Annotated in this window: 20 protein-coding genes and 1 pseudogene; 9 read left to right on the top strand and 12 right to left on the bottom strand. The window is 62.4% G+C overall.

The features are described from left to right. The first annotated feature begins 148 nt into the window (after positions 1-148). Genes EN845_RS16325 through EN845_RS16315 form a run of 3 tightly spaced genes read left to right on the top strand, consistent with a single transcriptional unit; the run spans position 149 to position 4542 of the window. The gene (locus tag EN845_RS16325) at positions 149-610 is read left to right on the top strand and encodes a DUF559 domain-containing protein (protein ID WP_245511758.1); all 462 of its coding nucleotides are present in this window, start codon (positions 149-151) and stop codon (positions 608-610) included. Next, positions 607-3177, top strand: a complete 2571-nt coding sequence (locus EN845_RS16320) for an FAD-dependent oxidoreductase (RefSeq protein ID WP_127871515.1) — start codon at positions 607-609, stop codon at positions 3175-3177. The genes EN845_RS16325 and EN845_RS16320 overlap by 4 nt, the downstream gene beginning before the upstream one ends. A gap of 9 nt (positions 3178-3186) precedes the next feature. Then, entirely contained in the window at positions 3187-4542 is a 1356-nt protein-coding gene (locus EN845_RS16315) for a Xaa-Pro peptidase family protein (protein WP_127871516.1), read from the top strand. Here EN845_RS16315 and EN845_RS16310 read toward each other — a convergent pair. After that, positions 4507-5334, bottom strand: a complete 828-nt coding sequence (locus EN845_RS16310) for a PhnD/SsuA/transferrin family substrate-binding protein (RefSeq protein WP_127871517.1) — start codon at positions 5332-5334, stop codon at positions 4507-4509. The two genes, EN845_RS16315 and EN845_RS16310, sit on opposite strands and share 36 nt — an antisense overlap. Before the next feature lie 94 nt (positions 5335-5428). Beyond that, a complete protein-coding gene (locus EN845_RS16305; RefSeq protein ID WP_167531373.1) occupies positions 5429-6448 on the bottom strand; it encodes a fatty acid desaturase in 1020 nt (339 codons plus the stop codon). Between the two features lie 230 nt (positions 6449-6678). Between EN845_RS16305 and EN845_RS16300 the strand changes: the two genes are divergently transcribed. Together EN845_RS16300 and bmt are read left to right on the top strand one after the other, a co-directional pair. Beyond that, positions 6679-7536, top strand: a complete 858-nt coding sequence (locus tag EN845_RS16300) for a helix-turn-helix transcriptional regulator (protein ID WP_127280234.1) — start codon at positions 6679-6681, stop codon at positions 7534-7536. 86 nt (positions 7537-7622) lie between these two features. Then, on the top strand, positions 7623-8645 hold the full coding sequence (bmt, locus tag EN845_RS16295; protein WP_167531384.1) for a betaine--homocysteine S-methyltransferase: 1023 nt from the start codon (positions 7623-7625) through the stop codon (positions 8643-8645). 17 nt (positions 8646-8662) lie between these two features. On the opposite strand, the gene EN845_RS35500 is transcribed toward bmt, so the two are convergent. From EN845_RS35500 to EN845_RS16255, 8 genes and pseudogenes are all read right to left on the bottom strand, one after another. Further along, a complete protein-coding gene (locus EN845_RS35500) occupies positions 8663-8932 on the bottom strand; it encodes a hypothetical protein (protein ID WP_167531374.1) in 270 nt (89 codons plus the stop codon). 352 nt (positions 8933-9284) lie between these two features. Then, positions 9285-11444 carry a VWA domain-containing protein gene (locus EN845_RS16285; protein ID WP_127871519.1) on the bottom strand — a complete coding sequence of 720 codons (2160 nt, stop codon included), beginning with the start codon at positions 11442-11444 and terminating at the stop codon, positions 9285-9287. Between the two features lie 2 nt (positions 11445-11446). Then, entirely contained in the window at positions 11447-12007 is a 561-nt protein-coding gene (locus EN845_RS16280) for an RNA polymerase sigma factor (protein ID WP_127871520.1), read from the bottom strand. 114 nt (positions 12008-12121) lie between these two features. Continuing rightward, entirely contained in the window at positions 12122-13300 is a 1179-nt protein-coding gene (locus tag EN845_RS16275; RefSeq protein ID WP_127871521.1) for an NAD(P)/FAD-dependent oxidoreductase, read from the bottom strand. 102 nt (positions 13301-13402) lie between these two features. After that, a pseudogene (locus EN845_RS16270) lies at positions 13403-14135 on the bottom strand (dienelactone hydrolase family protein). A 104-nt stretch (positions 14136-14239) separates the two neighbouring features. Continuing rightward, positions 14240-14920: a 4Fe-4S dicluster domain-containing protein gene (locus EN845_RS16265; protein WP_127871522.1), complete on the bottom strand. Its 681-nt coding sequence runs from the start codon at positions 14918-14920 to the stop codon at positions 14240-14242. Beyond that, positions 14917-15366, bottom strand: coding sequence for a hypothetical protein (locus tag EN845_RS16260; protein WP_127278060.1), 450 nt, complete (start codon positions 15364-15366; stop codon positions 14917-14919). Before EN845_RS16260 ends, EN845_RS16265 begins: the two co-directional genes overlap by 4 nt. A 142-nt stretch (positions 15367-15508) precedes the next feature. Continuing rightward, positions 15509-17083, bottom strand: coding sequence for a trimethylamine methyltransferase family protein (locus tag EN845_RS16255; protein WP_127278059.1), 1575 nt, complete (start codon positions 17081-17083; stop codon positions 15509-15511). Positions 17084-17371: 288 nt separating this feature from the next. Between EN845_RS16255 and EN845_RS16250 the strand changes: the two genes are divergently transcribed. Further along, a complete protein-coding gene (locus tag EN845_RS16250; protein ID WP_032930649.1) occupies positions 17372-18070 on the top strand; it encodes a B12-binding domain-containing protein in 699 nt (232 codons plus the stop codon). Between the two features lie 81 nt (positions 18071-18151). Here the strand turns inward: EN845_RS16250 and EN845_RS16245 are convergent, their stop codons facing one another. Then, the gene (locus EN845_RS16245; RefSeq protein ID WP_019858698.1) at positions 18152-18289 is read right to left on the bottom strand and encodes an entericidin A/B family lipoprotein; all 138 of its coding nucleotides are present in this window, start codon (positions 18287-18289) and stop codon (positions 18152-18154) included. A gap of 52 nt (positions 18290-18341) precedes the next feature. Between EN845_RS16245 and EN845_RS16240 the strand changes: the two genes are divergently transcribed. Beyond that, positions 18342-18971 carry a DUF1638 domain-containing protein gene (locus EN845_RS16240; RefSeq protein WP_127871523.1) on the top strand — a complete coding sequence of 210 codons (630 nt, stop codon included), beginning with the start codon at positions 18342-18344 and terminating at the stop codon, positions 18969-18971. Between the two features lie 5 nt (positions 18972-18976). Here EN845_RS16240 and EN845_RS16235 read toward each other — a convergent pair whose 3' ends face one another. Next, complete coding sequence (locus EN845_RS16235) at positions 18977-19897, bottom strand: NAD(P)-dependent oxidoreductase (RefSeq protein WP_127871524.1); 921 nt, start codon at positions 19895-19897, stop codon at positions 18977-18979. A 120-nt stretch (positions 19898-20017) separates the two neighbouring features. Between EN845_RS16235 and EN845_RS16230 the strand changes: the two genes are divergently transcribed. Both EN845_RS16230 and EN845_RS16225 read left to right on the top strand, forming a co-directional pair. Further along, on the top strand, positions 20018-20593 hold the full coding sequence (locus EN845_RS16230; RefSeq protein ID WP_127871525.1) for a DUF4893 domain-containing protein: 576 nt from the start codon (positions 20018-20020) through the stop codon (positions 20591-20593). A gap of 101 nt (positions 20594-20694) precedes the next feature. Beyond that, a complete protein-coding gene (locus EN845_RS16225; protein WP_127871526.1) occupies positions 20695-21477 on the top strand; it encodes a formyl transferase in 783 nt (260 codons plus the stop codon). The last annotated feature ends 147 nt before the right edge of the window (positions 21478-21624 follow it).

The raw sequence follows: 21624 nt of genomic DNA, 5'->3' as shown, positions 1-21624 counted from the left end.
AAGCTCTCCCGCGGCTGTAACCTCAGGTGGTACGGGCGACTTCGCCAAGCCAAGGTCCGGGCGGCCGCCCGGACCTTGGCTCAATCGCTTCAATCCCACGAAATCTCTCTCGTGTAGATACAAGGTGGCGCCGCGAAGCGGCGACGGAGTGGGGGAAGCCGGTCACGCAACGCGCAGCCGCCGAAAAGCAGGCACAACCCCGCGAGCGCGAAAACTCCGGCAAGCCGGCAATCAGGCGGAAGCACTGCTTTGGCTTGAACTGAAAGCACGCAAGCTTGGCGGCTATCGCTTTACCCGTCAGCTCTCCATCGGCCCCTTCTTTGCAGACTTCGCCTGCCGCGAAAAATGGCTTGTCGTTGAGGTCGACGGCCACCAACACGCCGACAGTCCCTATGACCGTCGCCGCGACGATTTCATGCGCGCCCAAGGCTATTCGATCCTGCGTGTCTGGAACCATGACGTCCTGAAACATCGTACGTCCGTCTGTGAAACCATCCTTGCCGCGCTTGATGGCAGGCTCGCCGAAAACACGGCTGTATCCGACCTCCGCCTTGTTTTCACGCCCCGCTCATTCGATTCAATCTCTTCAAAAACGGACCTATCTTCATGAAATCCCATGTAAAAGCGGTTGTCATCGGCGGCGGTGTCGTCGGCTGCTCGGTGCTCTATCACCTGGCCAAGGCCGGCTGGACCGACGTCATGCTGATCGAGCGGTCCGAGCTGACCTCGGGCTCGTCCTGGCACGCGGCGGGCGGCTTTCATACGCTGAACGGCGATCCGAACGTCGCCAAGCTCCAGGCCTACACCGTCCAGCTCTACAAGGAGATCGAGGAGATTTCGGGCCAATCCTGCTCGCTGCACCTGACCGGCGGCGTGATGATGGCTGATACGCCCGAGCGCATGGATTTCCTGCGGCTGGCCCACGCCAAGGGCCGCTATCTCGGCATGGACACCGAGCTGATCACGCCGTCCGAGGCCAAGGCGATGTTCCCGCTGATGGACGAGACCAATTTCGTCGGCGCCATGTGGGATCCGGTCGAAGGCCATCTCGATCCCTCGGGTACCACCATCGCCTACTCCAAGGCGGCCAAGAAGCTCGGCGCCGAGATCGTGCTGCGCAACCGCGTCGTCGACCTGACGCAACAGCCGGACGGCACCTGGAACGTCGTCACCGAACAGGGCACGGTCCATGCCGAGCATGTTGTCAACTGCGGCGGCCTGTGGGCGCGCGAGATCGGCCGCATGGTTGGCGTCGAACTGCCGGTGCTGGCGATGGAGCACATGTACCTCTTGACCGAGCCGATGCCGGAGGTCGAGGAATTCAACAAGTCGACCGGCCGCGAAATGATCGGCGTGCTCGACTTCAAGGGCGAAATCTACACCCGCCAGGAACGCAACGGCATCCTGCTCGGCACTTATGAGAAGGCCTGCAAGCCGTGGTCGCCGGTCAACACACCGTGGGATTTCGGCCATGAACTGCTACCGCCCGATCTCGACCGGATTGCGCCGTCGCTGGAGATCGGCTTCAAGCATTTCCCCGGCATCGAAAAGGCCGGCATCAAGCAGATCATCAACGGCCCCTTCACCTTCGCGCTCGACGGCAACCCGCTGGTCGGCCCGGTGCAGGGCCTGACCAATTTCTGGTGCGCCTGCGCCGTCATGGCCGGCTTCAGCCAGGGCGGCGGCGTCGGCCTGGCTCTCTCCAATTGGATGGTCCATGGCGATCCGGGCTTCGACGTCTGGGGAATGGATGTCGCCCGCTTCGGCGAGTGGGCCGGCCTGCGCTACACCAATGCCAAGGTGCGCGAAAACTATTCGCGCCGCTTCTCGATCCGCTTCCCCAATGAAGAGCTGCCCGCGGCCCGCCCGGCTCAGACGACACCGCTCTACGACACCATGCTCGCCAACAACGCCGTGATGGGCGACTCGTGGGGCCTCGAAACCCCGCTCTGGTTCGCGCCCAAGGGCAAGGAGCCGAAAGACATCGTCTCCTTCCACCGCTCCAACGATTTCGGACCGATCGGCGAGGAAGTGCGCGCCACCCGTGAAAGGGTTGGCGTCACCGAAATCGCCAACTTCGCCAAATACGAAGTGTCGGGACCGGGTGCCGAGGATTTCCTCAACCGGCTGATGACCAACCGCATGCCGAAGACCGGCCGCATCGTGCTGACGCCGATGATCAACGAATTCGGCAAGCTGATCGGCGACTTCACCATCGCCAAGGCTGGCGAAGACCGCTTCATGATCTGGGGTTCATCGGCCGCGCAGAAATACCACATGCGCTGGTTCGAGAAGCATCTGCCGAAGGATGGTTCGGTGCGTATCCATCGCTTCGACCAGACGCTGGTCGGCCTGTCGATCGCCGGGCCGAAGTCGCGTGACCTCCTGCAGAAGCTGGTCGATGTCGACATTTCGACCAAGGCTTTCCGTTTCATGGATTTCCGCGAAATGGCGGTCGGCGGCGCACCGTGCCTGGTCAACCGCATTACCTACACCGGCGACCTTGGCTACGAAATCTGGATGGCGCCGGCCTACGAGCGCCTGGTCTATAAGGCGATCAAGGAAGCGGGCGAGGAATTCGGCCTGGTCGATTTCGGCATGCGCGCCTTGCTGTCGATGCGCCTGGAAAAGAACTTCCCGACCTGGTTCCGCGAGCTCAGGCCAATCTACGGGCCATTCGAAGGTTCGATGGACCGCTTCATCAAGCTTGAGAAGAACGATTTCATCGGTCGTGAAGCCGCCGCCAAGGAACAGGCGGAAGGTCCAAAACTGCGCCGCGTCTCTTTCATCGTCGACGCGGCCGATGCCGACGTGATGGGCGACGAGCCGATCTGGGCCAAGGTCAGCAAGGATTACGGCACCGTCGAAAAGCCGCATGGCTACGGCGCGCCGCGCTTCGACACTTCAGGCAAGGAAATACGCGGTTCAAAGGCCGCCGAAGGCGCGTCCGCCGTGCGCGGCATCGTCGACGGCGACTGGCGCGTGGTCGGCTGGGTGACGTCGGGCGGTTATGCGCATTACGTGCAGAAATCGATGGCGCAAGGCTATGTGCCGGCGGCACTCGCCGAGGATGAAAGCGCCGGCCTGTTCGAGATCGAAATCCTCGGTCACCGGCGTCCGGCCCGCATCAATGTCGAGGCGCCCTTCGACCCGAGTGGCGAGAAGATGCGGAGCTGAGGTTTCGCCATGGACAGCGCGGCGCCAAAGGGAAGCTTCGGCCGCCACCGCAAGATCATGCCTTTTGTATCAGGCTCGATCGAGGCGCTGCGCGACGCCTCACGACAGAAGGCCGCTGGGCTCAACCAGCATGTGCTGGGTTATGGCGCGGTGGCTGAAGCGGAATGGGCCGCGGCAGGCATTGTAGCTCCCGACCTGCCCGCCATGCGGCAATATCGGCTCGACCGCATTCGCGCCGAGCTGAAGTGCCGCGGCTATGCCGGCGCCCTGCTCTACGACCCCGTCAATATCCGCTATGCGACCGACAGCACCAACATGCAGCTGTGGGTGGCGCACAATCCGACACGGCATTGCTTCGTCGCCACCGACGGGCCGGTGATGCTGTTCGACTACTTTTCATGCGAGCATCTTTCCGACCACTCCGGTGTCGTCGATGAAGTCCGCCCCGCCATTTCATGGATGTATCTCTATGGCGGCGAACTGACCGAGCAGAAAGTCCGCCGCTGGGCCGCCGGCATCGCCGATCTGGTCAGGGAGCACGGCGGCGGCAACAACCGCATCGCCGTCGACCACATCAATCCGGAAGGGGTTGAAGAGCTCCACCGCCTGGGGATCTCCATCGGCAATGGCGAAGCGGTGATGGAAAATGCTCGGCTGATCAAATCACCGGACGAAATCCTCGCCATGCGCCGCGCCATCGTCGCTTGCGAGGCGGCGATGGGCGCGATGGAACAGGCGTTGAAGCCCGGCATTTCCGAGAACGAATTGTGGGCCGAACTCCATCGCGGCAACATCGCGCGCGGCGGCGAATGGATCGAGACGCGGCTGCTGACGTCGGGACCGCGCACCAATCCGTGGTTCCAAGAATGCTCGTCGCGGATCATTGTATCAGGCGATCTCGTCGCGTTCGACACCGACCTGATCGGCCCCTACGGCTTCTGCGCCGATCTCTCGCGCACCTGGCTGTGCGGCGATACAAAGCCGACCAACGAACAGCGCGACCTGTTCCGCATCGCCGTCGATCAGATCGAACACAACACGGCACTGATGCAGCCCGGCATATCGTTCCGCGACCTTGTCGAACGCTCAGCGGTGCCGCCGGGGGACTGTTTCCCGACCCGTTACGGTGTTCTCTACCACGGCGTCGGGCTGGCCGACGAATACCCGACCTTGCCGCATGCCGGCGACTGGACATCCGATACGCCCGACGGTGTGCTGGAACCAGGCATGGTGCTATGCGTGGAGAGCTATATCGGCCGGCTGGGCGGCGGCGAAGGCGTCAAGATCGAGGAGCAGATCCTGATCACAGAGACCGGCAACGAAAAACTTTCAACCTACCCGTTGGATGAGAGGCTGCTCGGCTAGGCCGGCAAGCGCCTCGCGCATCGCGCGCACGGTCTTTTCCGGCGTCGTTTTCGCGGTGATGAACGGCAGACCTTTGCGCCGTGCTGTCCAGCCGACGATCACGACCTTGCGCGCCGCCGGCTCGAAGCGCTGTGCCAGCGCCCAGCTTTCGCAATCGATCGCGGCGACATCCGCCCTGCCTTCGGCGACCGCCACGATCGAGCCGCGATGGCCGCCGCTTTCGCCACTCGATGAAAATATGTCCAGGTTTTCGCCGGCCGCTTCCAGGTCGCGCGTCAGCGCGATGATGCCCGACATGGAATCGAGGCTGTTGAAGGTGAAGCGCTTGCCTCGGATGAGATCGAGCGGCAGCAGGGCCTTGCCGTCGGCGGGTGACCGAACCTCCGGCTCCTCGCCCGAGCGCATCACCAGCGCGCTCGAATAGAGTTCGCCCTGTCCGCCTTCATAGGCGTCATAGCTTGGCTGGCCGACCACCTGCACGTGCGGGGACAAACCGAGTTCCATCGGCCCCCAGCAGGTCTGCGCGAACAGCAGCGCCGGATGCAGCCAGAGCTTGTGGAAATCGAGCTCGTCCGGCGGCAGGGTCGCCGGATCCGGAGCGATCAGCCCCCCCTGGGCGTCGTGGATACCGCCCGGCACGGCGGGCAGGTCAGCGTTGCGCCGCACGATGGACCGCGGCGCATCGATACCCCTCGGCCGGAAAGCCTCGCGCAACGACGCCCATTGCGCGTCGACCTCGTCGCGCACTTCGGGCCAGTCATACATCGGCAACGCCGCAATCAATTCGCTCATGCCGATATCAAACCACCATGCCTGGGAAAAAGATCGCAAAAACGCGGCGCCCAATCAGAATTGGCCGACGCGGTATCCACACTATCGGCGGATACTATTCCTTGGGCGGCTCGGCCGGGACCGGCACCGTGCCAAGTCCATTGATGTTGCGCGCCCTGACGCGCGGCTTGAACGCCCTGCCCGGCTCGGGCGCGCGCCGCAGAACCGGATGCACTATCGGCTCCTTGGCCTTGAAGGCATAGGATTTGAGCAGCGCGAAATAGTTCGGGTAGGCATAGCCATTGTTCATCCGCAGCCATTCCTCGCGCCGGTCACGAAACAGCTTCGGCAGCCGGTACCAGGCGATCGTCGGGCTCTTGTGATGGACGAAGTGCAGATTGTTGTTGAGGAACAGGAACGACAGCGGCGAGCGCTCGACGATCACCGTGCGACCTTCCGGATGCTCCGACCACTGATGCTCGGCATAGGTGCGGATCGAGATCAGCGACTGGCCAAGCCACACCGGCACCAGCACATAGAGCCAAACCGGCATGCCGAACCCGAACTGCACGACCGGCAGCACCACGGCAAGGCCGATCGCATGCAGCAGCCAGGCCTTGCGGATCGCCTTGTCGCCGGCGATCACATGCTTGGCATCGTCGATGAAGAAGCCGATGCAGGACAGCCACGGGCCGAGCACCAGACGACCGGCCATGGTGTTGTTGACCTTCAGCACGAATTTCATCAGTGGCGGCATTTCTTCGTGCATCCAGAGCGCCTTGTAATAGCTCTCGGGATCGTCCAGCGGGTCGGTCAGGCGCTCGTCCGCATGGTGGCGCAGGTGAATGGTTTTGAAGCGGCGGAACGGCCAGGCGAGGCCAATCGGCAGAAAAACGAAGGCTTCGTTGATGAGAGCGTTGCGGGTCGGGTGACCGTGCAGCACCTCATGCATGATCGAGGACTGCAGAGCCAATGTAACGGCCATGACGATAAGGGCCAGGATGGGATAGGATGGCCAGAGGAAGAGGCCGGCGGCGAACCATGTGCCGTAACAGAAGAAAGCGAGAACCACGGTCGGCCATTCGATGACCGGTTTGCTGCTTCGACGGATGCTCTTGCCTGGTATGCTTGCCATGCTATCGACCACTGTCCCTCAGTCGCCGGAACCCCAATTGGTTCCTGACAGCATTGTGTCAGGAGAAGTGATTCCACTCAACGCGACAAAGTGCACAAAATGTTGCGATTGCGCATTTTTGACTGCATATGTTGTACATTGTAAACAATCTTAGGGATTCATTTACGCCTGGGAGCCCTGCTGCAGGGGCTTCGGCGCAAATTTTTCCTCCGGAAGACGGGAGCAAGGCCATGGACAAGCGCGATCTGTCGACGATCTTTCGGGAGCGTCTGAAGCTCCTCCTGACACGCTCGGATCTCAATCAGTCTGCGTTCGCGTCAGCGGTCGGCATCGATCGGTCGGCGCTGTCGCAGCTCATGTCAGGCGCGTCGACACGCCTGCCGCGAGCCGAAACGCTCCTCAACATAGCCGCCGAATTCAAGGTGTCGCTGGACTGGCTGCTGGGCTTGAGCCAGGACGAAGGGGTGACCGGCGAAATCCGCGAGAGCCTCGAAATCGAAGAAGCGCCCGACGGGTTCGACCGCACGCTGCTCGCCAAATGGTTCGCTGAAGCCGCTGGCACCAAGATCCGTTATGTGCCGGCCGGCATTCCCGATCTCCTGCGCACCCGCGCGCTCGTCGACTACGAGGCCAACATCACCAACAGGAGCCGCCTGGCGCAGGCCAGCGAGACGCAATACCGCATCGAATACAACCGGCGTCCGGAAACCGACATGGAAGTCTGCATGCCGCGCCACACGCTGGAGATCTTCGCCCGCGGCCTCGGCGTGTGGGACCGTTTCCCGGCAGCCGACCGCCAGCAGCAACTTGCCCATATGGCGACGCTGCTCGACGACCTCTATCCGACCTTCCGCCTGTTCCTCTATGACGGCCGCATGCGCTATTCCATCCCGCTCACCATCTTCGGTCCTTATCGCGCCGCCATCTATGTGGGAGACATGTATGTGGTGCTGAACGCCACGCAGCCGGTCCAGGCGCTGACACAGCATTTCGACAATCTGATCCGTGCCGCCGACATCAACCCGCACGAAGCGGCCGCCTTCGCCCGCAACCTGGCCGGCATGTCGTTCGCATCAGGCTCAGCCTGAGCGCGTTCTGCATCGCAATTTCATTGACTAGACATAAAGACTTCTTTATATCCTTATTCGAATTTCAAGACATGAAAGCCAATCCGATGACGACGAGCAATCCGATCGAAGCCCTGCTGGCTGAAAAGGGCGTGCTGCTGGCCGATGGCGCCACGGGCACCAATCTGTTCGCCATGGGTCTGGAGGCCGGCGAGGCGCCGGAACTGCTGAACGAAACGGCGCCCGACACCATCACCAGCCTGCACCAGAATTTCGTCGACGCAGGCGCCGACATCATCCTGACCAACTCCTTCGGCGGTACCCGCCACCGGCTGAAGCTGCATCATGCGCAGGACCGCGTCCATGCGCTGAACAAACGCGCCGCCGAGATCGCCCGCGCTGTCGCCGACAAGGCCGGCCGCAAGGTGATCGTTGCTGGTTCGGTCGGCCCGACCGGCGAATTGCTGGTGCCGCTTGGCGCCATGACCTATGACGAGGCGGTCGACGCCTTTGCCGAACAGATCGAGGGTCTCAAGGAAGGTGGCGCCGAAGTCGCCTGGATCGAGACCATGTCGGCGCCCGACGAGATCCGCGCCGCCGCCGAGGCCGCCATCCGCGTCGGCCTGCCCTACACCTATACCGGCTCGTTCGACACCGCCGGCCGCACCATGATGGGCCTGCTGCCGAAAGATATCCACGGCGTCGCCGATGGCCTGTCGCAGGCGCCGCTCGGCGTTGGCGCCAATTGCGGCGTCGGCGCCTCCGACATCCTGGCTTCGCTGCTCGATATGACGCAGGCGAAGCCGGAGGCGACCGTCATCGTCAAGGGCAATTGCGGCATCCCCGAATTCCGTGGCACCGAAATCCACTATTCCGGCACGCCGGAATTGATGGCCGACTATGTCCGGCTGGCCGTGGATGGCGGAGCCAAAATCATCGGCGGCTGCTGCGGCACCTCGTTTCAGCATCTGGCCGCGATGCGCAAGGCGCTCGACGCCCATACCAAGGCGGATCGTCCGACGGTCGAAAAGATCGTCGAGCGCATCGGTCCGATGCGCAACAAGGTGGCGACGGCAAACACCGCCGAGACCAGCGAAGCCCGCCGCGAGCGGCGCCGCGGCCGGGCCTGACGCGATTTCTTTTGCGGCTATTCGCTGTTGTCGGCGTAACTCGACTGCGCCGACCTGAAATCGACGACATTGTCGCCGCGCATTGTCGCCAGCACACCCGACGCGCCCGGATCGGTAATCTGCTCCAGCATGGCGCGGAAGCGGTCATTGGTCAGCGCCGACATGGCGGTGTGACGCGCCTGCGCGACATCATCGCTGATGCGTCTGGATTCGGCTGACGGGGCTGATGAAACCGCCGAAGCATCCCGTGCCGGCGGAGTCGAGTTGGCGATGGTTCTGATCTGCAATTCCGGCTCCCTCAAGCCTTAGACATGACCGGTGTAGCGAGAGGAAATTGCTATCCGGTACCGGAAATGCAGCGCAATTTAACGATCCGGCGCGCTGCCCTAGGATCTGTTGAGATTCAGGTCAGGCCGAGCCGAAAACAGTGACTTTCGAGAACCGGAGCGGAGCGTACTTAAGTACGTGAGCACCGGAAGCGCAGGAAGCCACTGTTTGCAGGCCGGCATCACCTGAATATCAACAGATCCGAAAAAAAGGCCGGCAAGGGAAAGTATCCCTCGCCGGCCTGCCTCACCCGCCCGTGGGCCGGCTATCAGAACGATCCCATCATCTGAAAGAAGCCGGCCTTCATCGCCACTACCGGTTACCGCCCAGCGCCGAGGCAAGGCGCACAAGCGAAAGGAACTCGGACCTGTACCCAAACGGGTCGGCTCCTCGGGCGGCAGTGGCAATCTCCATGATCTTGTCGTAGCCGAGCTTCGCGGTCGCATCCTCGTCGCGCAGCTTCTGGCCGAAGGCCGCCACCGCGACGGAGAAACGCTGGTCGGTGCTCGCCTGGTCGAAGGAAGCCACCTCGTTGGCAGAGGTCACCGGCGTGGTGATCAGCTTCGAGACGTCCTCGTTGGGCAGCTTGTAGCGTATCTTGACGAAGGCGTATTCGTCCGCATTGGCAACGCCGCCATTGTTGACCGTGGCCTGACCATAGCGCAGCGGATCGATCTGCTCGCCGCCACTGCCTTTGGGCGTGATCTCATAGATCGCGGTGACCGAATGGCCCGAGCCGATGTCGCCGGCATCGACGCGGTCATTGTTGAAATCCTCGCGGTTGAGCGCCCGGGTCTCGTAGCCGATCAGGCGGTATTCCGAGACCTTGCTCGGGTTGAACTCAACCTGGATCTTCACATCCTTGGCGATCGGGAACAGGGTCGAGGAGGCATCCTCGACCAGCACCTTCTCCGCCTCGGCCAGCGTGTCGATATAGGCGGCGGTGCCGTTGCCGTTCTGTGCGATGGTCTGCATCATCTGGTCGTTCAGATTGTCGTGGCCGAAGCCGAACACCGACAGGAAGACACCCGACTTGCGCTCCTGTTCGATCAGGCGCTTCAGATCATCGTCGTCGCTCTGGCCGACATTGAAGTCGCCATCGGTGGCCAGCATCACCCGGTTGACGCCATCCTTGACGAAGGATTGCTGGGCAAGCTTGTAGGCCTCCTTGATGCCGGCCTCGCCGGCCGTCGAACCGCCGGGCGTCAGATTGTCGATGGCGTTGAGGATCTTGTCCTTTTCGGCCGCCTTGGTCGGCATCAGCACGGTGCCGGCCTCTCCGGCATAGGTGACGATGGAGATCGTGTCGTCGGCCTTCAGCTTGCTGACCAGCAGGCGGAATGCCGATTTGAGCAGCGGCAGCTTGTCCGGCTCGTCCATCGAGCCCGAGACATCGATCAGGAAGACCAGATTGGCCTTCGGCTGCTCGGTCGGCTTGATGTCGAACCCTTTGATGGCGACATGCATCAGCTTGGTGTGCTCGTTCCACGGCGTCGGCATGACGCTGACGGTCGAGTTGAACGGCGTCGATGCCGAGTCCGGCCCCTTCCAGTCATAGGGGAAGTAATTGATCATCTCCTCGACCCGGACCGTGTCGGCCTGCGGCACCGACCCTTCCTTCAGCGAACGGCGCACGAAGGAATAGGAGGCGGTATCGACATCGATCGAGAAGGTCGAGACCGGGTCTTGCAGGGCCGCATGCACCGGATTGGTCTTGAAGTCCTCGATGCGGTTGCGGTTTTCCTCTTGCGGCGCGATCTGATCCGCCGGTGCGGTCGGCTGCGGCGCCATCAGCTTGGATTCGGCAGCCGGCATGCGGGCAACCCGCGACGGCGCGCTTGTCGTGCCGTCGACCGCGAACTCGCCTGTCGGGGCCGGCGCTGGCTTGTAAGCCCGCAAAGTGGCCGACTCGGGTTCGTTGACCGTTGCCGGGGCCTCATTCGGCGTCACGTCACGCGTGCGTCCGTCCTGCTGCGCCACGCCGCCTGCGGCAGTCGTCTGCGGCTGCGGCGGCGAGGCTGGTGGCGCAAGCGCGTCGCTGGCATCGCGGCTTTCCACATCCGCGTCGGCCTTCTTGTCTTTCGCCAGTTCCGTCGGGGCCTGCTTCGGCTCGGCGGTGGCCGGCTTCAGCGTCGCCGGCTTGTCGGCCAGCGTCTCGGTGATCTTCTCCTTGTCGCCGAACGCCGGCGGCTGTTCCCTCAGCATATGGAAGGTGGCGTATCCGGCGATCGGCAGGGCGACGAGCCCGGCAAGGGCCGGCGTGGCAATGAGTTTCTTTTGCATGATTTCGCTCCAGAGCTTTTGTGCTCGCTCTGTGAGACGAAGGCCGCCGACCGATCCTTGGGTGACAGCAGAAATATTTTCCTGGTCGTAGGCGCGCAGGGCGGCCTCGAAGGCACGCGCCTTCGCGCTCTCGCCGGGTGCGGGTATTGCTGCGTCGCGCAGCTTTCTGAGTTCGTTGTCGTCGACCATGGTCACACTTCCCCGGCTGAACGCATCAACGTCTTCAGCCGTTTCTTCGCTTCATGGATGTGCCAGGAAACCGTCGTCTCCGAGATCGCCATCGCCTCGGCGGCGGCCGCGTGGCTCAAGCCTTCGCCATAGACAAGCATCACGGCATCACGCTGCTTGTCCGGCAATTGCCGCACCGCCGCCCACAGCGCTTCGGCAGGGTCTTCGCTCTCGGCCGGGGCCTCACCCGAAATCAGCGCATGGACGCCATAGGCCTCGGTCTTGACCGTCTCGCGCGCGGTCTTGCGCATCATATCGCGCGCGGCGTTCATCGTCATGGTATAGAGCCATGTCGTGAACGCACCGCCGCCGCGATAATCGCGGATCGCCTTGCCGAGCCGGACGCAGACTTCCTGGGCGATGTCCTCGGCATCGGCCTTCCTGCCGCACCAGCGATAGGCGGCGCGATAGACGAAGTCGTAGTGACGCTCCAGCAATTTGCCGAAGGCCCCCCTGTCTCCGCCCTTCGCCCGCCCGATCAGTTCGGCGTCGGAGGCTTCGCTCTCATCCAGCATCATCGCCATCATTTGCCTGTTGGACGAAGGCTAATGGCTAATCCTTGGGGTGATGGAAAGATTTTTTTCGAACAGGGCCTTTGCACCTGTTGAGGTTCAGGTCAGGCTGGCCTCACCTGAATGTCAACACGCCTGGCCCGCCGCCCAGCCCGACGACCATGCCCACTGGAAATTATAGCCGCCGAGCCAGCCCGTGACGTCGACGACCTCGCCGATGAAGAACAGGCCGGGTATCGATTTCACCCGCATCGTCTTCTGGTCGAGCCCGTTGGTGTCCACCCCGCCGAGCGTCACTTCGGCCGTCCGGTAGCCTTCCGAACCGGCTGGCTTGATGCGCCAGTCGTTGACCGCGGCCTCCACGGTTTTGACCTGGGCCTCGGAAAGATCGGCAAGATTGCCATTGAGCCCGGTTCGCTCGGCTATCGCCTGGGCAAGCCGTTTCGGCAAGTGATTTGCCAGCACGGTCTGCACCGCCTGCCGGCCATTGCCACGCTTGGCGGCGCGGACGAGTTCAGCCACATCCGTGCCCGGCAGCATGGCGATGCGGATTTCATCACCCTCGCGCCAGTAGGAGGAGATTTGCAGGATGGATGGCCCGCTTACGCCGCGATGCGTGAACAGCATCGCCTCGGAAAACCGCGCCCTGCCGCAGGCAATCTCGGCGTCGACGGCGTTCCCGGCCAGGGGCGAAAGCCGATCGAGCGTTTTTGCATCGAAGGTCAGCGGCACCAGGGCAGGCCGTGTTTCTACGACGGCAAGGCCAAACCGATCGGCAAGCTCGTAGCCGAAGCCCGTCGCGCCCATCTTGGGGATCGACTTGCCGCCACAGGCCACGACCAGGGACCGGCAAGAGACCGAGCCGGCGGAGAGCCTGAGTTCAAACCCTTCCTCGGTTTTGCTGACGGTCTCGACTGAAGTCGACAATACCAGCTCGGCGCCCCTGCCCTGCATTTCCGAGACCAGCATGTCGATGATCTGGCGCGCCGAGCCGTCACAAAAAAGCTGCCCCAGTGTCTTCTCGTGATATGCAATGCCGTGACGTTCGACGAGCGCAATGAAGTCGCGCTGCGTATAGCGGCTGAGCGCCGAGATGCAGAAATGCGGATTCCTCGAGATGAAATTCTTCGGGCTCGTATGGATGTTGGTGAAATTGCACCGACCGCCGCCGGAGATGCGGATCTTTTCGCCAGGTGCCGCCGCATGATCGAGGACCAGCACCGAACGGCCGCGCTTGGCGGCCTCCACGGCGCACATCATTCCGGCGGCGCCGGCGCCAATGATCACGACATCATAGGATTGCATCAGGCTGATCGTTCCCGCATGACCCGCGCCGCTTTAGCGGGCGAGCCGGTCATCCCGCCTGATACCTCCAATGTGGCGCGCGGCCAACAGGGTGGCGAAGGCTCAGACCAGCGTTTCGGCGAACAAATCCGTCAATCGCTTCCAATGCCGCTCGGCACCGGTTGCATTGAAGACACTATGGTCGGGCACACACCAGCCATGCGCCATGCCGACATAATTCTCGATCGTGTGGTCGACTTCAGCATTCCGCAGCGCCTCTTCCAGCCTCGTCGACTGTTCCGGCGGAAAGCTCCGGTCGACGCCCGCCATACCGACATAGATGCGCGCCTTGATGGAAGCCGCCTTGCGGTGCGGACTGTCGGCGGCATCGCTGGCGAGGTTGCCGCCATGGAAACTGGCGGCGGCCCGGATCCTGTCGGGATAGGTCGCGGCGGCGTTGAGCGCCCGCGCGCCGCCCATGCAATAGCCGACGACACCAACAGGTCCGGCGATCCTCTCGGCGGCCAGAGCATCGAGGAAGGCGCTGCCGTCGCGGATGGTCATGCCCTGCGTCGTGCCGCCGCTCAGCATCAACAGCAGGGCCTTGGTCTTTGCCTCGGCAAAGGCGGTTTTGGGATCGAACGGGCCATACGGCGCATAGCGGTAGAAGAGATCGGGCACCAGCACGGCATAGCCATGCCCCGCGAGGCGCTCGGCCATCTGGTCGAGCACCGGACGCGGACCGAAAAATATCCATGTAGATGATGATGCCGGCCCTGGCGGGCGAGGCTGGACGAAACAGCCGTGCCTTCGCCGTGCCGTCCAGGGTCTTGATCTCGATGTCCTGCTTCGTCATTGCGCGCTCCGCCGGTTGCCAGGCGATAGATATCCGCGCCGCCCGCCAGGGCAAGCCGCAACCTGCCGATCTCGGTCAAGTTTCCGTGCGGTTCGGAGGAATGCCTATACTCCGGCGAACGCCGCCATGTGGAAAGCCTGGACATGGGCCGGATAGCGATGCTCAGCGCCGTAGGGACAGGCGTTGCGGTCGAGGCAGCCGCCGGCACGGCAAGGCGCACCATCCGTGCCGCGCACATGCGCCAGGCACGCCTGGTGCGCGAAGCCGTCCACCGAATAGGCGCCGACTGGACAGGATTTCAGGCAGGGTTTTTCGACACATGTGTCGCAAAGATGAATCGCTGCGTCAGCTTCGGGGGTTGCGATCTCCTGATCGAACAGCAATGCGCCGCGATAGGCGTGCCAGAGCCCATATTTCGGATGCATCAGGATGCCGAGCGGCGACTGTCTCAGCCCCTCGGCCCGCATCGCCCATCGCTGGAACGGCAGATACGGGCGGTCCGAAGGCGACACAGCGCGCGCGCCGAAATCGTCGGCAACGGCGCCGATGACCGCGCGCGACCATGTGTCGAGCGGATTGATGGCGGACGGTGGCTGCTTCTCACGCCACCGCAGGAAGTGCGGCCACGGCGCCGCGCCCGCCTGCCCGACCAGCAGCACCGACCTGGCTGGGACGCCTGATGAGCCTAGGGGAACGTCTTCGCCATCGACGAAATTGAAGCCGCCGCGGACAATTAGTCCATATCGGACCAGGGCCCCGCTGAGATGATCATAGCTACGGATCATCGGGCTTCAGCTTCGCTTTTAGCTCGCGAACTGCGTCGCTCTCGTTTTGGATCGTGCGGGTGAGAACAGCCGTAGACCTTGCGAATCCAAGCTTGTCCTCGGTCGTCAACGATCATCACAGCGCACGTGTATCCGGTTTCGTCCGCCGAGCACTGCCTGGTTTTCGGGAGATCGAACTCAATTTCAATTTGGCTAGAACAAACCCGAAGACCCTTTGCGGCAGTTTGAGTTTCGATCATTGACCGGTATTTGGCGGCTATCGAAGCGAATTCCGACAACGTACCTGATAACTGGCCTGATAAGTCAATCAGGATTTTGGCCGTAGAGTGCTCTCGTGCGTGCGCGTGAAGTTTGCCGATGGCCCAATAACCATCGGCGTCGTTGTTGCGGCTGATGAATGACGCGGCGACATCAGCCGCGATCCCCCTCAATGCCTTTCGACCCATCTCGATCTCCGACCGCCCGCCCGGAGAATAGCGGCGGCGTCGGCAAGAATCATCCCTTCCGGTCCGGATCGGAGAACGCGCTCCGCCAGACTTCCTTGTGGATGATGTTGGCGACTTTAGCCCCGCCTGACTCGGGCTCCTTTCAGGTGAAGGCGTCGGGCATCGACCCTTTCTTCTTGGCGATGAAGTCCTTCAGGGCTTCGTCGATACCTTCATCAAGGTGCGGCGCCTCGTAAGCCTCCAGCCAGCGGCGGGCGAGATCGTTGGCACGCTGCGGGGCGGTCTTCTGGCCTTCGGCCAGCCACTGCTCATAGGAGTTGTTGTCGGCGATCGACGAGCGGTAGAAGGCGGTCTGGAAATTGGCCTGGGTATGGTCGCAGCCGAGATAGTGGCTGCCCGGGCCGACCTGGCGGATGGCATCCATCGCCTGGCCGTTTTCCGACAGGTCGACGCCTTCGCAGAATTTCTGCTGCATGCCGAGCTGGTCGATATCCATCATGAATTTTTCATAGCAGGACGCCAGCCCGCCCTCGAGCCAGCCGGCCGAATGCAGCACGAAATTGGTGCCGGCGAGAATGGTCGAGTTCAGCGTGTTGGCGCTTTCATAGGCCGCCTGTGCATCCGGAACCTTGGACGCGCAGAGCGAGCCGCCGGTGCGGAACGGCAGTCCGAGGCGGCGGGCGAGTTGCGCGGCGCCATAGGAAACCAGCGACGGTTCCGGCGTGCCGAAGGTCGGCGCGCCCGACTGCATCGATATCGACGAGGCGAAGGTACCGAACAGCACCGGCGCGCCCGGACGGATCAGCTGCGTGAACGATGCGCCGGCCAGCACTTCGGCCAGGACCTGCGTCAGCGTGCCGGCCACCGTCACCGGGCTCATCGCACCGGCGAGGATGAACGGCGTGACGATGCAGGCCTGGTTATGCCGCGAATAGACTTTCAGGGCGCCAAGCATGGTCTCGTCGAACACCATCGGCGAGTTGGCGTTGATCAGGCTGGTCAGCACCGTGTTGTTCTCGACGAAGTCGTCGCCGAACACCAGCTTGGCCATCGCCACAGTGTCCTCGGCGCGCTCCGGCGCGGTCACCGAACCCATGAACGGCTTGTCGGAATATTTGATGTGCGCATAGACCATGTCGAGATGGCGCTTGTTGACCGGCACGTCGACCGGCTCGCACACCGTGCCGCCCGAATGGTGGATCGATGGCGCCATATAGGCGAGCTTCACGAAATTCTGGAAATCCTCGATCGTCGCATAGCGCCTGACGCCGTCCAGATCACGCACGAAGGGTGGACCATAGACCGGCGCGAACACGGTTGCATTGCCGCCGATCTGCACCGAGCGCTCCGAATTGCGGGCATGCTGGGTGTAGATGGACGGCGCGGTCTTCAGGAGCGAACGGCAGAGCCCCTTGGGAAAATGCACGCGCTCGCCCTTGACGTCGGCGCCGGCCTCTTTCCACAATTGCAGCGCTTCCGCGTCATCGCGAAAAATGATGCCGATCTCTTCCAGCACCGTGTCGGTGTTCTTCTCGATCAGCGCCAGGCCTTCCTCGTTCAGCACCTCGTAGACGTTGATCTTGCGCTTGATGTAGGTAAGCTGGGTGCCGGGGCCGCCGCCGGAACGCGCGGCCCGGCGGGCCGCCGCTCCACCGCTGGCGCCGCGCCCACGCCGCGCGTTGGACGCTTCCTGGTCGACTGCCGCGTGTTCGCTCATGATCGCTCTTCCCTGAATATGGCCTGCCTGACTATGGCCGGTCCGTAACCGTTGCGGCCGCATGGCGCGGCTTTCGCCGGATCGTAGCCATGCACCCTATTCGAAACGGCCCGTCCGCGCCAACGCCTGTCGCAAAATCGACAAGAAATCCGATAGATTTTCCAGTCGCTTTCCTTTTGCGGGAAGTCGCAAATCAGCTATGGATACCCGCCCGTTGCGGGTTAGGTATGAACGCCATTATTTTGTGCCTTGCGACACAGTCGCGATGCCGTGAGGAGCTGGATTAAAATGTCCGACGACGAGATCATCCTTTCTGAACTTTCCGACGACGAGTTGGTGCAGCAGATGCACGACGATCTCTATGACGGGTTGAAGGAAGAGATCGAGGAAGGAACGCGCATCCTGCTCGAGCGCGGCTGGGCTCCTTACAAGGTGCTGACCGAGGCGCTGGTCGAAGGCATGCGTATCGTCGGCGAGGACTTTCGCGACGGCATCCTGTTCGTTCCCGAAGTGCTGCTGTCGGCCAATGCCATGAAGGCCGGCATGTTCATCCTGCGTCCGCTGCTCGCCGCCACCGGCGCGCCCAAGCAGGGCAAGATGGTGATCGGCACCGTCAAGGGCGATATCCACGACATCGGCAAGAACCTCGTCGGCATGATGATGGAAGGCGCAGGCTTCGACGTCATCGACCTCGGCATCAACAACGCTGTCGAGAAGTATCTCGATGCGATCGAGCAGCACCAGCCCGACATCATCGGCATGTCGGCGCTGCTCACCACCACCATGCCCTACATGAAGGTCGTCATCGACACGATGAAGGAAAAGGGCATCCGCGACGACTATGTCGTGCTGGTTGGCGGCGCGCCGCTCAACGAGGAATTCGGCAAGGCCGTCGGCGCCGACGCCTATTGCCGCGACGCGGCGGTGGCGGTCGAGACCGCCAAGGATTTCATGAAGCGCAAGCACAACGTGCGCGCTTCGGCCTGATCCAGGCATCGGGATGACGAAAAAGAAGCCGCGCCTTGCAGCGCGGCTTTTTTGTTCCCAGATGAGGGACGTGGCTGCCGATCAATTGGCGACGGTGTCTTTGACCGCCCTCGCCGTCGATTTGACGTCCTTGCCGACACCCCGAATGGTGTTGGCGCAGGCCGTGAGTGCAAGCGCGCAGGCAAGGATGGCGATCGGCGCAATGCGTAGCAGTTTCATGGACGGTGTCTCCCTCGACAGATAATAGCCCCGCAGCGAAAGCCGGTTCTACTTGGTCAAGACGAAAAAAACCAAACCGAATCAGACAGGCAGGCTGCTCGTCATCGCCTGCGGAATGATTGCGCGTGAGGTATTGGCCGTCAAGGAACAGCTCGGGCTGAGCCACCTGGAATTGACCTGTTTGCCGGCGGAATTTCATTTCTATCCGGATCGCATCGCGCCGGCCATGGACAAGGCCATCGAAAAGGCCAAGGCGGAGGGTTACGAACACATCTTCGTCGGTTATGCCGATTGCGGTACGGGCGGTCTGCTTGACCGCGTGCTGGAAAAGCATGGCGTCGAGCGCATGGCCGGCCCGCATTGCTTCGCCTTCTACCAAGGCATGGACGCCTATGCGAAGGTCGCCGACGACGACATGATGTCTTTCTACATGACCGACTTCCTGTGCCGTCAGTTCGATGCCTTCTTCATGAAGCCGCTCGGCCTGGACAAGCACCCGGAGCTGATCAAGGACTATTTCGGCAACTACGAGAGACTGATCTATCTGGCGCAGACCGATGATCCTGAGCTCGACAAGGTTGCGGAAAAAGCCGCCGCCCTGCTCGGCCTCGCCTACGAGCGCCGCTCGACCGGTTACGGCGATCTGACGCCGGAGCTAGCGCGGATCGCATCGAACGCCTGACGGCTTCAGGCAGCTTCTTCCGCCGCCAGCGCCGTCAGCACATCGGCAAAGCTCGTCCTGCAGACAAAACCCAGCCTGTCCCTAGCCCGCGATGCGTCATAGACCCGGTCGATCGAGGAAAACATCGTCCAGCCCTTGCGCGCATAAAGGGCGGGAAATTCGGGATAATAACGCGCCACGACCGATGGAGCGTCGGCGATCAAGTCCGCGCAATCATCGGGCTGGAACGGCGTTGGCGCACAGGCGATGAAGATGTCGAAACCGAGCTCCGGCGCCTTCTCCAATGCCGCGACATGCGCCCGCGCCGCGTCGTCCACCGTCAGCCGCCGAAAGAGCAGTTCGTTTGCCTTGGTGTTGGCGTCCGACTGTTCGATCGCATGCGCCATGTCGTCGGCTTCGGGAAAGAAGCGCGCCGTGCGCAGCACGACCACCGGCAGGCCATGCTGAAGATGGTAGAGGCGGCAAAGATGTTCGGCCGAGAGCTTGGTCACTCCGTAGATGTTGCGCGGCTCGGGCGACATCGCTTCCGTCAGCCACGCCGCCCTGCGCGCACCGCCCTTGAAGCCGTCGCGTATCGCCTGCGAGATCATCAGCGAAGTCGTTGACGTAAAGACGAAGCGTTGCACATTGGCCGCCACCGCCGCATCGAGCAGGTTTAGCGTGCCTTGCACGTTGGTCGCGATGAAATCGCTGTTGGCATGGCTTTCCATGTTGGGCTTGTGCAGCGCGCCGCTGTGAATGATGGCCCCGATCCGGTTTTCCCCAACGGCACGCATCACGAGGTCACGGTCGGCAATCGAACCGACGATCCGCGTTTCGGCCGACGGAACGGGATCGAGGCCGGTGACGTCATGTCCAAGCCCGCGCAGGCGTGGCGCCAACGCGCTTCCCAGCCAACCCGATGACCCCGTAAGCAAGATTCGCATTCGTCACACCATGAATTTCGATCGTGACGCTGTTAAGCACGGATGACAGGCGCCAGCGACCCGGTAAGTTATGCACCAGACGGCAGCGGCGCCGTTCCAGACAAAACAGGGAATCCTTCGATGAACCTCCGCCCCTTGCTTGCCGTTGTCGGCCTGCTCTGCTGCTCCTTGCCCGCCCTTGCCGACGGTCAAGTGCAGAAACTGATCACCGCCTCCGACAAGGCGCGGCTCGACAAATATGGCGACACCCGCAAGGCAGCACTCGCCGAGGCAAAGGCGGGCAACCCCGCAGAGGTCAAGCAGCTCGACGCGCTGCTGGCCAAGCCGCTGGTCGCCTTCTCCGACAAGGATCTCACCGGCAACTGGCGGTGCCGTACGATCAAGGTCGGCGGACTGAGCCCGCTCGTCATCTATGGCTGGTTCAAATGCAGGGTGACCGATGATGGCTCCGGCTGGCGGCTGGAAAAGATCAGCGGTTCGCAGCGCACCCAGGGCCGCTTCTTCGACGATGGCGACAAGCGCTCGATCTATCTTGGCTCCGGCTCCGTCAACGACGACCGGGCAAAGCCCTATGGCAGCGGTCCGCAGACCGATCAGGTCGGTTACGCCTTCCGCAACAGCGCCAAGGAATGGCGCATCGAATTCCCCGCGCCCTACTACGAATCGAAGCTCGACATCATGGAGTTCAAACGCTGACCGGTCTTCATGCCCCGGTAAGGCTTCCGGCATACCAGGGATTAACCCGCCTGCCCTAAGGTCCGGCCACGTCAGCCGGTCCTCGGAGCATGGCAAGATCAATGGCAGCGTCGGAACCCAATCCGCGACCGATTGTAGTCGTCACCGGCGGCGGCGCGCATGTCTGGGCCATGATCAACGATCTCGCCGACCGCGTCGGCCCTGTCAGCGTCGTCCTCGAAATCTCTGAATCTAAAAAGCAATTGCTGCGCGGCCGCGCCCGACGCCAGGGCTGGATCTCCGCCATGGGCCAGCTCGGCACCATGGTGCTGAGCAGGCTTGGCAAACGGCTCAACGTCAAACATGCCGCCCGGTTGATTGCCGAGGAGAAGCTTGAAACGGAGCCTCGGCAAGGCCAGGTCGTCGTCCATGTGGAATCCGCCAACGGGCCGGAATGTCTGCAAGCGATCGAGACGATCAAGCCCGGCGTCGTGCTGTTGAACGGGTGCAGGCTGATTTCCAGGGAGATGCTGGCCAAAATGCCTTGCCCGGTACTCAACTATCATGCCGGCATCACGCCGAAATACCGCGGCATGAATGGCGGCTATTGGGCATTGACGTCAGGAGATCCGCAGAATTTCGGCACGACAGTCCATCTGGTCGATGCGGGCGTCGACACCGGCGGCGTGTTGAAGCAGGTGCGCGGCAAGCCGAAACAAGGCGACACCATCTCTAGCTATGCGCTGCGCCAGGCGGCGTTTTCGCGCGACATCTGCGTCGAGGCGGTCAGCGATGCGCTGGCCGGAAAACTCGCAACGTTCGATCCAGAGCTGCCATCGAAACAGTGGTACCACCCAACGATCTGGTTCTACGTCTGGACAGGGCTGAGAACCGGCATCTGGTGACGCATCCTGCCTCGGCAACAGCGCAAACTCGGCCGCCATATTGCTGCATTGACCCCGTCGCGACATGGGTCGCAAACGAATAAACCCACCTTTCATTTTACGACATCCAAATGCGTCGCTTTTGAATGCGCGCGCGTCGTCCCATAA

Origin of the sequence: Mesorhizobium sp. M8A.F.Ca.ET.202.01.1.1, from assembly GCF_004791595.1 — a bacterium.
GTDB lineage: Bacteria > Pseudomonadota > Alphaproteobacteria > Rhizobiales > Rhizobiaceae > Mesorhizobium.
The sequence above is the reverse complement of the archived record's forward strand: the minus strand, read 5'-3'. Positions and strand labels throughout refer to the sequence as shown.

Coding starts and splice junctions, on each gene's coding strand:
- EN845_RS16320 (WP_127871515.1), top strand. CDS start 607: ATGAAATCCCATGTAAAAGCGGTTGTCATCGGCGGCGGTGTCGTCGGC.
- EN845_RS16315 (WP_127871516.1), top strand. CDS start 3,187: ATGGACAGCGCGGCGCCAAAGGGAAGCTTCGGCCGCCACCGCAAGATC.
- EN845_RS16310 (WP_127871517.1), bottom strand. CDS start 5,334: ATGAGCGAATTGATTGCGGCGTTGCCGATGTATGACTGGCCCGAAGTG.
- EN845_RS16305 (WP_167531373.1), bottom strand. CDS start 6,448: ATGGCAAGCATACCAGGCAAGAGCATCCGTCGAAGCAGCAAACCGGTC.
- EN845_RS16300 (WP_127280234.1), top strand. CDS start 6,679: ATGGACAAGCGCGATCTGTCGACGATCTTTCGGGAGCGTCTGAAGCTC.
- bmt (WP_167531384.1), top strand. CDS start 7,623: ATGACGACGAGCAATCCGATCGAAGCCCTGCTGGCTGAAAAGGGCGTG.
- EN845_RS16285 (WP_127871519.1), bottom strand. CDS start 11,444: ATGGTCGACGACAACGAACTCAGAAAGCTGCGCGACGCAGCAATACCC.
- EN845_RS16280 (WP_127871520.1), bottom strand. CDS start 12,007: ATGGCGATGATGCTGGATGAGAGCGAAGCCTCCGACGCCGAACTGATC.
- EN845_RS16275 (WP_127871521.1), bottom strand. CDS start 13,300: ATGCAATCCTATGATGTCGTGATCATTGGCGCCGGCGCCGCCGGAATG.
- EN845_RS16265 (WP_127871522.1), bottom strand. CDS start 14,920: ATGATCCGTAGCTATGATCATCTCAGCGGGGCCCTGGTCCGATATGGA.
- EN845_RS16260 (WP_127278060.1), bottom strand. CDS start 15,366: ATGGGTCGAAAGGCATTGAGGGGGATCGCGGCTGATGTCGCCGCGTCA.
- EN845_RS16255 (WP_127278059.1), bottom strand. CDS start 17,083: ATGAGCGAACACGCGGCAGTCGACCAGGAAGCGTCCAACGCGCGGCGT.
- EN845_RS16250 (WP_032930649.1), top strand. CDS start 17,372: ATGTCCGACGACGAGATCATCCTTTCTGAACTTTCCGACGACGAGTTG.
- EN845_RS16245 (WP_019858698.1), bottom strand. CDS start 18,289: ATGAAACTGCTACGCATTGCGCCGATCGCCATCCTTGCCTGCGCGCTT.
- EN845_RS16235 (WP_127871524.1), bottom strand. CDS start 19,897: ATGCGAATCTTGCTTACGGGGTCATCGGGTTGGCTGGGAAGCGCGTTG.
- EN845_RS16230 (WP_127871525.1), top strand. CDS start 20,018: ATGAACCTCCGCCCCTTGCTTGCCGTTGTCGGCCTGCTCTGCTGCTCC.
- EN845_RS16225 (WP_127871526.1), top strand. CDS start 20,695: ATGGCAGCGTCGGAACCCAATCCGCGACCGATTGTAGTCGTCACCGGC.